Below are 10521 nucleotides of genomic sequence, written 5' to 3'. Positions count from 1 at the left end.
GTGCCGCTGCGCAAGGACGACCCGAAGTCGGTCGGTGGCTACCGGCTGCTGGACCGGCTCGGCGCCGGAGGCATGGGCGCCGTCTACCGGGGCAGAGCGCGGTCCGGCCGGGAGGTCGCCGTGAAGGTGGTGCACGCCCAGTACGCCGAGGACCCCGTCTTCCGGACCCGCTTCCGCCAGGAGATCGCCGCCGTCCGCAAGGTGAGCGGTGTCTTCACCGCCCCCGTCGTGGACGCCGACCCGGACGCCGAACGCCCCTGGATGGCGACGCAGTACGTGCCCGGCCCCTCGCTCGCCGCCCGCATCCGCGACGACGGCCCGCTGCCCCGCACCGAGCTGCGGCGGCTGGCGCTCGGCCTGGTGGAGGCGCTGCGGGAGATCCACCGCGCCGGCGTCGTCCACCGCGACCTCAAGCCCGCCAACGTGCTGATGGCCGACGACGGCCCCCGGGTGATCGACTTCGGCATCTCGCGCGCGGTCGAGAACCACAACACCCTCACCGAGACCGGCCAGATGATCGGCACCCCGCCGTTCATGTCCCCGGAGCAGCTGACCGACGCCCGTTCGGTGGGCCCGGCCTCCGACGTCTTCTCGCTGGGCGCCCTGCTCGTCTTCGCCGCCACCGGGTGCGGCCCCTTCGACGCGGACAGCCCCTACCTCACGGCGTACCGGGTGGTCCATGACGCCCCGGTCCTGGACGGCGTGGCGGACCCCCTGCGCCCGATCCTGGAGCGCTGCCTGGCCAAGGACCCCCAGGAGCGGCCCGAACCGGGTTCCCTGGCCGCCGAGTTCGTCACCGCCCTGCCCGAGACCGGCGACGAGGACGGCGGCACGGTCCGGCTGCGGGCCGACGAGCTGGCCCTGGTCAGCACCCGTCCCGCCGGGCCCCCCGACTCCGACTCCGACGCCGCGTCCGGTGCCGAGCCGCCCGCGCGCCGCCGGGGCCGTGCCCGCAGGCGGTGGGCCGTGGCCGGGACCGCCGGCGCCCTCGCGCTCGGGCTGACGGCCTATGTCCTCGCCGGCTCCGGGGCCCTGGACGACGGCGACGGGAAGGACCCGGACCCCGCCGTGGCCGCGCCCTCCCGATGGGCCGCCCCGCCGGCCGGGTGGCGTCCCTGGCAGACGACCGTCGAGGCGACGGCCGCGAGCGGGGTGAAGCGGGCCCCCGATGTGTACGGCGTGGGAATCAACTCGGCCCCCCGGTGCGCGGCGCACGAGGGAGCCGTCTTCTGCGCGGGCGACGGGACGCTGCCCCTGCGGGTCGACGCGCTCACCGGAAAGGTCGTCTGGCGTGCCGACGGGGTGCCGTCCGTCGCGGATAAGGGCTCGTTCGGCTTCACGATCCTCGGGGCCGTGGACGGCACGGTGGTGGTCGAGCAGCAGTACCGCCCCGGCAGGGACGGAGACGTCCGGTTCTCGGTCAGCGCCCTCGACGCGCAGACCGGGAAGCGGCTCTGGCACCGCGCGCTGAACGCCGGTCAGGCCCGCCCGCACCTGTCGGGCGGCCTCGTGCTCGTCCCGGACGACGACGGCGGCCGGTCGCTGGTCGCCCGGTCGGCACGCACCGGGGCCGCGCGCTGGAGGGCCGCCCTGCCGGAAGGGCAGTACTGCGACTGGGTACCTGCCGAGCGCGGCCTCCCCCTGGTGTGCGGGCCGGCCGCGTGGGCCGCGAAGAATCGGCTGCTCCTCGGCCTGGACCCGGCCGACGGCACGGCGCGCACCGCCCGGGTGCCGTACGACTCCGTGCTCCTCGGGACGGACGACGGGCGGGTCCTCCTCCTCGACCGGTCCGAGGAGGGGCGCGACACGTTCGTCGGGATCCGGCGGGTCGACCCGGACACGGGCAGGAGCACCGTCACGAAGCTCGCGCGGGAACTCGAAGGGGATGTGACGCTGGCGGACGGCGTCCTGTGGTCGACCTCGTCGTCGGGCCGGCTGACCGCCGTGTCGGCGCGGACGGGCGAGCGGCTGTGGACCACCCCGACCAGCCTGGAGCAGCCCTCCGGTGCCGTCCACGACCCGCGCGCCCGCACGGTCTACCTCTCCACCGCCAGCGGCCGGGTCGCCGCCCTCGACGCCACGAAGGGCACCCTGCTGTGGGAGACCATGCCGCGTGCCGAGCGGGCGGAGAACCTGGGCCAGGACTCGTCACAGGTGCTGCTGCACGACGGTGCCCTGGTCGTCAGCACGTCCGAGGGCGGTCTGTTCACGCTGGACCCCGCCCACCCCGACCGGAAGCCCGTGTCGGGGTGAGCGCGGGGCGGCCGCCGGTTACGGCAGGGCCAGCATCCGCTCCAGCGCCAGCTTCGCGAACGCCTCGGTCTCCTTGTCGACCTCGATCCGGTTGACCAGGGTGCCCTCGGCCAGCGACTCCAGCGTCCACACCAGGTGGGGCAGGTCGATGCGGTTCATGGTCGAGCAGAAGCAGACCGTCTTGTCGAGGAAGACGATCTCCTTGCCCTCGGGCGCGAAACGGTTCGCCAGGCGGCGCACCAGGTTCAGCTCCGTGCCGATGGCCCACTTGGAGCCGGCCGGGGCGGCCTCCAGGGCCTTGATGATGTACTCGGTCGACCCGACGTAGTCGGCGGCCGCCACGACCTCGTGCTTGCACTCGGGGTGGACCAGGACGTTCACGCCCGGGATGCGCTCGCGCACGTCGTTGACGGAGTCCAGGCTGAAGCGGCCGTGCACCGAGCAGTGGCCGCGCCACAGGATCATCTTCGCCGCGCGCAGCTCGTCGGCCGTCAGTCCGCCGTTGGCCTTGTGCGGGTTGTAGACGACGCAGTCCTCCAGGGACATGCCCATGTCCCGCACCGCGGTGTTGCGGCCGAGGTGCTGGTCGGGCAGGAAGAGGACCTTCTCGCCCTGCTCGAAGGCCCAGTCCAGGGCGCGCTTGGCGTTGGACGACGTGCAGATCGTGCCGCCGTGCTTGCCCGTGAACGCCTTGATGTCCGCCGAGGAGTTCATGTACGAGACGGGAACGACCTTCTCGGCTATGCCGGCCTCGGTCAGCACGTCCCAGCACTCGGCGACCTGCTCGGCCGTCGCCATGTCGGCCATCGAGCAGCCGGCGGCCAGGTCGGGCAGGACGACCTTCTGGTCGTCGGAGGTCAGGATGTCCGCGGACTCCGCCATGAAGTGCACACCGCAGAACACGATGTACTCGGCCTCCGGGCGCGCGGCGGCGTCCTTGGCCAGCTTGAAGGAGTCACCGGTCACGTCCGCGAACTGGATGACCTCGTCGCGCTGGTAGTGGTGGCCGAGCACGAAGACCTTGTCGCCGAGCTTCTCCTTGGCCGCGCGGGCCCGCTCGACCAGGTCCGGGTCGGAGGGCGAGGGCAGGTCACCGGGACACTCGACGCCGCGCTCGCTCCTCGGGTCGGCCTCGCGGCCGAGGAGCAGCAGGGCGAGGGGCGTCGGCTGTACGTCGAGCTCCTGGGTCTGGGCGGTGGTCACGACACGCACCCTTTCTGTTCTGCGGCTCGCCGGCGCCGGAAATCCGGTCCGGCGGGTCAAGCGGGACACCTTCTCCGACTTCTCGTCGGATTGACGTTATCCATCATAACCGGTTCACGTCAGTTTGACGATGGCGGTCGTGTCGATGTGACGGGAATCCCGGAGCGGCTTGCTCGCGGCCCGTCAACAGGGCGCTGTCCGCGCTGCCGGGCATGTGCGAGCATGAAGAGGACGAGCATGAGAAGCGGAAAAAGCACGCTCGGCCCGGAATGAATCCGCGGCCTTGCCGGTTGCACTCGTCGGCAAGCAGTCTCCGTACAACCCGGGAGAGATGTAGATGTCCGTATCGGACGAGACCAGCACCGCCACCGACGGCATCATTCTGAGCGACGCCGCCGCGGCCAAGGTCAAGGCCCTGCTGGACCAGGAAGGCCGTGACGACCTGGCTCTGCGTGTCGCCGTTCAGCCGGGTGGCTGCTCGGGCCTGCGCTACCAGCTCTTCTTCGACGAGCGCTCGCTCGACGGCGACGTCGTGAAGGACTTCGGCGGGGTCAAGGTCGTCACCGACCGTATGAGCGCCCCGTACCTGGGCGGCGCGTCCATCGACTTCGTCGACACCATCGAGAAGCAGGGCTTCACGATCGACAACCCCAACGCGACGGGCTCCTGCGCCTGCGGCGACTCGTTCAGCTAGCCGGACCGGCCGAGCCCGGCCGGCCCGTGGAAAGGCGGCGACCCCCTCCGACGGGGCCGCCGCCTTCCTGTGTCCGGGGCCCCTTACCGGGCCCCGGACGTCTGCGGTGTCGCGGGCAGCCGCGCGCCGGGCTTCTCCAGCGGCACGCCCTGTCCGTCCGTGCCCACGACCCTCCGGTCGCCGAGCGGCTCGTCCAGCCGCACGGTCCGGTGGAACACCTTGGCGATGAGGATGCAGACCTTCTCCGGCCGGGTCGTCTCCGTCACCCGGACCGTCACGGTGTCGCCGCCCTCGCTCGCCGTCACGTCGTAGTCGGCGCACACCCCGCCCGTGAAGGCCACGGTGAGCTCCTTGCCGTCGGCCTTGTAGCCCTCCACCGTCACGTTCCGGGTGACCGGCGACGCGGACGGGTCGTCCTTCGGGCCGGACGGACGCGGGCTCGGCCCGCCCGTCGGCTCCTCCGACGGCGTGGCCAGATACTCCGGGTCGACCGCCGGATACGTCACCGTGAAGCCGTCCCGCGCGTCCTGCGCCCGCACCTGGAACAGCCAGGACGGCACCAGCGCCTGCCGGCCGTCCACCGCGTGCGCGGCCAGGCCGAACACCGCCTTCTCCACCGTGACCGTGTCCTTCGCCGACGAGTCCGCCGCCGCACCGCAGGGCTCCTGTGGCCGGTCCTTGAGCGGTACGGGGTCGGCGCAGCCCCCGATGCCCACGCGGCCGTCGCCGCCGCCGGGGGCCTTGTTCATCAGGCCGAGCGTCTTCTCCGCGCTCAGCACCGGGTAGGTGTCGCTCTTCACCGGTGCCGCGAGCAGACCGCTGCCGCCGACCACCTCGCCCTGGGCGTCCACGGTCACCCCGGTGGTCCAGCCGTAGGTGGGCAGCCCGTCCACCACCGGCTCGGCGTGCACCACCCGCTGAGCGCCCATGACCTGCCCGGCGTCCAGCTTCGCCTCGTCCTGCCCCACCGCCTTCAGCACGGGTGCCGCCGCCTTCTTCGCGGCGTCCTCGGCCGGCGGGTCACCGGCCCGCGCCGACGGCGTCTTCGTGCACCCGGCGACGCCGCGGCAGTCGTCGGTGCCGGCGGAGAACCGCTGGAACGTCCAGGCGCCCGGCCCCTGCTTGTCCACCTGGAGCGTGGGCCCCGTGCCGTCCTTCACGCCGATGTGCCAGGCCTGCCCGCGGGACACGGGGGCGCCGTCCACGCCGAGCGCCTCGGCCAGCCGCGCCACGTCGTCCGCGCCGACCTGCCCCGTGGCCCGGTACACCGGCGCCGACCCCGGCCCGTCCGGGAGCTCGCCGCCCGCCCGGTAGCGCACGCCGTACGGGTTGGGCTCCCCGGGCGCGATGCCGTTCGAAGCGCCGCCCTCGGTGGCGCCGTCCAGGTGCAGCGGTGGGGGAGTGGAGCCGCCGGGCGCCCCGGTCGCCGCGGAGCCGTCCGACCCGCCCGAGGCGTTCGCGGCGAGATAGGCGCCGCCCCCACCGACGAGCAGGACGGCCGCGGCGACGGAGGCGATGACCGCGGGCGACCGCCGCCGCCCGGACCCGACGCCGCCGTCCCCGTCCGGTTCCGACCGCGTCCCGGCCCCGACGGCGGCCACGGGGTCGCCATGCGCCTCGGTGACTCGGCCGTGTTCACCTTCGGCGTCCGCAACCTCGGCAGGAGCGCCCTCGGCATCCGGTGCCCCGGCACCGGCATCAGCACCTACGGCCTCCGGCGCCCGACCCTCACCGCCGGCGTCCTCGCCGTCCGTCACCTCGGCTTCGGCGTCGGCGCCCACGGTGTCCGGGCCCTCGCCCCCGGCCGGGCCGCCGGTGCCGGGCGTACCCGCGTCCTCCCGCTCACCGCCGGAGGCACCCTGCTCCTCGGCGGAGCCCTCGGCGCCCGTGTCGTCGTTCTCGGGTCGCTCGGTGTTCACCGCATCGCTCCTTCGGCTGCGCACATGTCCCAAGGACCCTGACCCGGCCCTGTCAAAGGCGGGTCCGTCGGGTCGTATCCCGCATCCCCTCTACGGGGGACGCCGATGGGACGCAGCGGGGGAGCGCACGGTTCCCCGATGGGCGCCGGTCCGGGCGCGGAGCGCCGGACGGTCGGTCGGTCAGTCGCCGTAGTCGGACATCGCGTCCAGCAGGCGCGCCGACCTCGGCGGCACCGAGACCCCGTGGATGCGTGCGGGGGAGACCGGACGGGAAAGCACCCGGTCGGGGACGGCCCAGTGAGGTGCCATCCGCGCGCAGTCGCCGAGCAGGGATGCCAGGCCGGCCTCCTGGTCGGCCGGGGCGGGGGCGCGGACCTCGAATTTCGTCATAGCGGCACCGTAAGCACCCCGGGGCCCGAGAAGAAAGATCTACTATCGGGTAGTTTCGGCCACTTCAGAGAGCCGGTCACGGAAGGTAGCGTGGACTGTCAACCCAACCTCCCCCCAGGAGACTCCCCGCCGTGCGCATCGCAGTCACCGGCTCCATCGCCACCGACCACCTCATGACCTTCCCGGGTCGCTTCGCCGACCAGTTCGTCGCGGACCAGCTGCACACGGTCTCGCTCTCCTTCCTGGTCGACAACCTGGACGTGCGCCGGGGCGGCGTGGGCGCGAACATCGCCTTCGGCATGGGCCAGCTGGGCACCGAGCCGATCCTGGTCGGCGCCGCCGGCCCCGACTTCGACGAATACCGGGCCTGGCTGGACCGGCACGGCGTCGACACCGGCTCGGTCCGTATCTCCGAGACCCTGCACACCGCCCGCTTCGTCTGCACCACGGACGCCGACCACAACCAGATCGGCTCCTTCTACACCGGCGCCATGAGCGAGGCCCGCCTGATCGAGCTGAAGACCGTCGCGGACCGTGTGGGCGGCCTCGACCTGGTCCTGATCGGCGCCGACGACCCCGAGGGCATGCTCCGGCACACCGAGGAGTGCCGCTCCCGGCAGATCCCCTTCGCCGCCGACTTCTCCCAGCAGATCGCCCGGATGAACGGCGACGAGATCCGGATACTGCTGGACGGCGCGACCTACCTCTTCTCCAACGAGTACGAGAAGGGCCTCATCGAGTCGAAGACCGGCTGGAGCGACGAGGAGATCCTGTCCAAGGTCGGCCACCGCGTCACGACGCTCGGCTCGCGCGGGGTGCGCATCGAGCGGCAGGGCGAGGACCCGATCGAGGTCGGCTGCCCCGAGGAGGAGCGCAAGGCCGACCCCACCGGCGTCGGCGACGCCTTCCGCGCCGGCTTCCTGTCCGGTCTGGCCTGGGGTGTCTCCCTGGAGCGGGCCGCCCAGGTCGGCTGCATGCTGGCGACGCTCGTCATCGAGACCGTCGGCACGCAGGAGTACCAGCTGCGCCGGGCCCACTTCATGGAGCGGTTCGCCAAGGCGTACGGGCACGACGCGAGCGAAGAGGTGCGGGCGCACCTGGGCTGAGCCCGGCCCGCCCGCCGGCACGCCGCCTCCGGGCGGTCAGCCGATCCGGCGGACCAGGTAGGCCGTCCCCTGTTCCGCCGGTTCCTCGCCCACGTACTCCTGCCCCCGCATCTCGCACCACGCCGGGATGTCCAGCCGGGCCGCCTCGTCGTCGGACAGGACCCGGACCAGCCCGCCCACCGGGACCTGTCCGATGACCTTGGCGAGCTCGATGACGGGGATGGGGCACCGCTTGCCCAGCGAGTCCACGACCAGCACGTCGTCCCCGTCCTCCCGGGCCACCGGTCCCGCGGCCGGCGCGTCCAGCTTCTCCCGGACCCCCGCCACCGCCCCCGGCAGCACCTCCAGGAACCGCTCGACGTCCTCGGCGCTCGTCCCGGGTGGCAGCGACACCCGGATGTTCCCCTCGCTCAGCACCCGCATGGCCTTCAGCACATGGCTGGGCGTCAGCGTGCTGCTCGTACAGGACGAACCGGACGACACCGAGAACCCGGCGCGGTCCAGCTCGTGCAGCAAGGTCTCCCCGTCGACATAGAGACACGAGAAGGTGACGATGCCGGGCAGCCGCCGTACCGGATCGCCGACCACCTCCACGTCCGGCACCAGCCGCGGCACCCGCGACCGGATCCGCTCCGTCAGCTCCCGCAGCCGTACGGCCTCTTGGGCCGCCTCCGCCCGCACGGCCCGCAGCGAGGCCGCCGCCGCCACGATCGCCGGGATGTTCTCGAAGCCGGGCGACCGCCCCGACTCCCGCTCGTCCACGGGCCCTTGCGCGGCGAACCGCACCCCCTTGCGGACGACGAGGAGCCCGACGCCCGGCGGGCCGCCCCACTTGTGGGCGCTGCCGGTCAGCACCGACCAGTCGCCTTCGACCCGCCCCCAGCCGAGCGACTGCGCCGCGTCCACCAGCAACGGCACCCCGGCCTCCCGGCACACGGCGGCCACCTCGGCCACCGGCTGCTCGGTGCCCACCTCGTGGTTGGCCGACTGCAGGCACGCCAGCGCGGTGTCCGGACGCAGCGCCTCCCGGTAGGCGCCCGCGGTCACCGCCCCGTTGCGGTCCACCGCCACCTGGCTGACCGAACCCCCCGCCACTTCGTGCGCGTCAGCCGCATGGAGCACACAGGAGTGCTCGACGGCCGACACGATCAGGTGACGTCCGGCCCGCCGCCGCCCGCCCAACACCCCGGCGACACCGGTGTGGACGGCCCGCGTGCCGGACGGCGTGAACGTCAGCTCGTCCGGCCGGCAGCCCACCGCGTCGGCGGCCGCCTCCCGGGCGGCGTCCAGCAGCAACCGGGCCCGCCTGCCCTCCCGGTGGAGCCGCGAGGGATCGGCCCACCCCTCGTCGAGGGAGGCCTGCAGGGCCTGCCGGGCGACGGGGTGGAGAGGAGTGCTGGAAGCAGCGTCGAAGTAGCCCACACCGCAACGCTAGAGCGTCCGTTCGGCGGGCCGCCTCCCAGGGGCGCCCGCACCACGCGGCCGGCCGCGGACGACCCGCCGCCGCCAATCCAGCGAACCCCCCACCCCACTAGGCACCCCTCCCCGCGAACCCCCGGAAGACGTCGGCTAGGGTTTGGTCCGCATAAACATCCAAACCCCTGCCCGACGCAGGGCGGCGACCTACCAGCGAGAAGGCCAGGCCGCAGCCGAACCGCGCGGGCGAGACTCTCGGGAAGGCGCTACGTGAGTCCCAACGGCTCCGACCGCTCGCCGCGGCGCCCGATGCGGCGGAAGCTGCTGCAGGCAATGACCGCGGGCCTGGTCCTGGCGACAGCCACCGGTTGCTCGTACAACTGGGAAGACTTCCCCCGCCTTGGTATGCCCACCCCGACCACGGAAGAGGCTCCGCGGATCCTCTCCCTGTGGCAGGGTTCCTGGGCGGCTGCGCTCGCCGTCGGCGTGCTGGTGTGGGGTCTGATCATCTGGAGCGCGATCTTCCACCGGCGCAGCCGGACGAAGGTCGAGGTCCCCCCGCAGACCCGGTACAACATGCCCATCGAGGCGCTGTACACCGTGGTCCCGCTCATCATCGTCTCCGTGCTGTTCTACTTCACGGCACGCGACGAGTCGAAGCTCCTCGAGCTCAAGGACAAGCCCGACGTCACGGTGAACGTGGTCGGCTTCCAGTGGAGCTGGTGCTTCAACATGGTCGCCGACGTCCAGGGCTCCACCGGCGACGCGAAGACGTCCAAGGAACTGGCCGCCATCCCGGACCGGTACAAGGACGACTTCCCGGCGAACGCCGGCGGCGTCTACGACTGCGGCACCCCCGGCACCCGGAACCCGCAGACGGGCAACCCGGGTCCGACCCTGTGGCTGCCGAAGGGCAAGACCGTCCGCTTCGTGCTCACCTCGCGTGACGTCATCCACTCCTTCTGGGTGGTGCCGTTCCTCATGAAGCAGGACGTCATTCCGGGCCACACCAACGCCTTCGAGGTGACCCCCAACCGTGAGGGCACCTTCCTGGGCAAGTGCGCCGAACTGTGCGGCGTCGACCACTCCCGGATGCTGTTCAACGTGAAGGTCGTCTCCCCCGAGCGGTACGAGCAGCACCTCAAGGACCTCGCGAAGAAGGGGCAGACCGGTTACGTTCCCGCCGGCATCGCGCAGACGAGCCACGAGAAGAACCGGGAGACGACAAACCTGTGAGCATCGTCAACGAACCCTTGGGTGCCGCCGAGGCGGGCACCTATGAGAACGAACTGCCGGTCCGTCGCCGACAGCCCGGCAACGTCGTGGTCAAGTGGCTCACCACCACCGACCACAAGACGATCGGCACGCTGTACCTCGTCACGTCGTTCGCGTTCTTCGTGATCGGTGGCGTGATGGCGCTGCTCATGCGCGCCGAGCTGGCTCGACCCGGTCTGCAGATCATGTCGAACGAGCAGTTCAACCAGGCGTTCACGATGCACGGCACGATCATGCTGCTGATGTTCGCGACGCCGCTGTTCGC

At 72.4% G+C, this 10521-nt stretch carries 9 protein-coding genes; 5 read left to right on the top strand and 4 right to left on the bottom strand.

Annotated features, from left to right (window positions below):
* Window positions 1-2253: a PQQ-binding-like beta-propeller repeat protein gene (locus tag ACFRAC_RS15345; protein ID WP_382924381.1), complete on the top strand. Its 2253-nt coding sequence runs from the start codon at window positions 1-3 to the stop codon at window positions 2251-2253.
* Between the two features lie 18 nt (window positions 2254-2271).
* Here ACFRAC_RS15345 and nadA read toward each other — a convergent pair whose 3' ends face one another.
* Complete coding sequence (nadA, locus tag ACFRAC_RS15340; RefSeq protein ID WP_382924380.1) at window positions 2272-3456, bottom strand: quinolinate synthase NadA; 1185 nt, start codon at window positions 3454-3456, stop codon at window positions 2272-2274.
* Window positions 3457-3793: 337 nt separating this feature from the next.
* Between nadA and ACFRAC_RS15335 the strand changes: the two genes are divergently transcribed.
* A complete protein-coding gene (locus ACFRAC_RS15335; RefSeq protein WP_030951236.1) occupies window positions 3794-4150 on the top strand; it encodes an iron-sulfur cluster assembly accessory protein in 357 nt (118 codons plus the stop codon).
* An 83-nt stretch (window positions 4151-4233) separates the two neighbouring features.
* Here ACFRAC_RS15335 and ACFRAC_RS15330 read toward each other — a convergent pair whose 3' ends face one another.
* Together ACFRAC_RS15330 and ACFRAC_RS15325 are read right to left on the bottom strand one after the other, a co-directional pair.
* Window positions 4234-6069 (bottom strand): hypothetical protein, encoded by a 1836-nt coding sequence (locus ACFRAC_RS15330; protein WP_382924379.1) that lies wholly within the window; start codon window positions 6067-6069, stop codon window positions 4234-4236.
* A 180-nt stretch (window positions 6070-6249) separates the two neighbouring features.
* Window positions 6250-6459, bottom strand: a complete 210-nt coding sequence (locus tag ACFRAC_RS15325) for a hypothetical protein (protein ID WP_062667612.1) — start codon at window positions 6457-6459, stop codon at window positions 6250-6252.
* Window positions 6460-6590: 131 nt separating this feature from the next.
* Here ACFRAC_RS15325 and ACFRAC_RS15320 point away from each other — a divergent pair, with 131 nt between their 5' ends.
* Window positions 6591-7565: a carbohydrate kinase family protein gene (locus tag ACFRAC_RS15320; protein WP_382924378.1), complete on the top strand. Its 975-nt coding sequence runs from the start codon at window positions 6591-6593 to the stop codon at window positions 7563-7565.
* Between the two features lie 36 nt (window positions 7566-7601).
* Here the strand turns inward: ACFRAC_RS15320 and ACFRAC_RS15315 are convergent, their stop codons facing one another.
* Window positions 7602-8987 carry a cysteine desulfurase/sulfurtransferase TusA family protein gene (locus ACFRAC_RS15315; RefSeq protein ID WP_382924377.1) on the bottom strand — a complete coding sequence of 462 codons (1386 nt, stop codon included), beginning with the start codon at window positions 8985-8987 and terminating at the stop codon, window positions 7602-7604.
* Window positions 8988-9251: 264 nt separating this feature from the next.
* Here ACFRAC_RS15315 and coxB point away from each other — a divergent pair, with 264 nt between their 5' ends.
* Window positions 9252-10217, top strand: coding sequence for a cytochrome c oxidase subunit II (gene coxB, locus ACFRAC_RS15310; protein ID WP_382924376.1), 966 nt, complete (start codon window positions 9252-9254; stop codon window positions 10215-10217).
* A partial coding sequence (locus ACFRAC_RS15305) for a cbb3-type cytochrome c oxidase subunit I (protein WP_382924375.1) occupies window positions 10214-10521 on the top strand: 308 nt, incomplete at its 3' end. The genes coxB and ACFRAC_RS15305, both read left to right, overlap by 4 nt.

The sequence above is a fragment of the Streptomyces sp. NPDC056628 genome, assembly GCF_042792555.1.
Taxonomy (GTDB): domain Bacteria; phylum Actinomycetota; class Actinomycetes; order Streptomycetales; family Streptomycetaceae; genus Streptomyces.
Note: the sequence above shows the minus strand (reverse complement) of the source record. Positions and strands in the feature narration are given on the sequence as shown.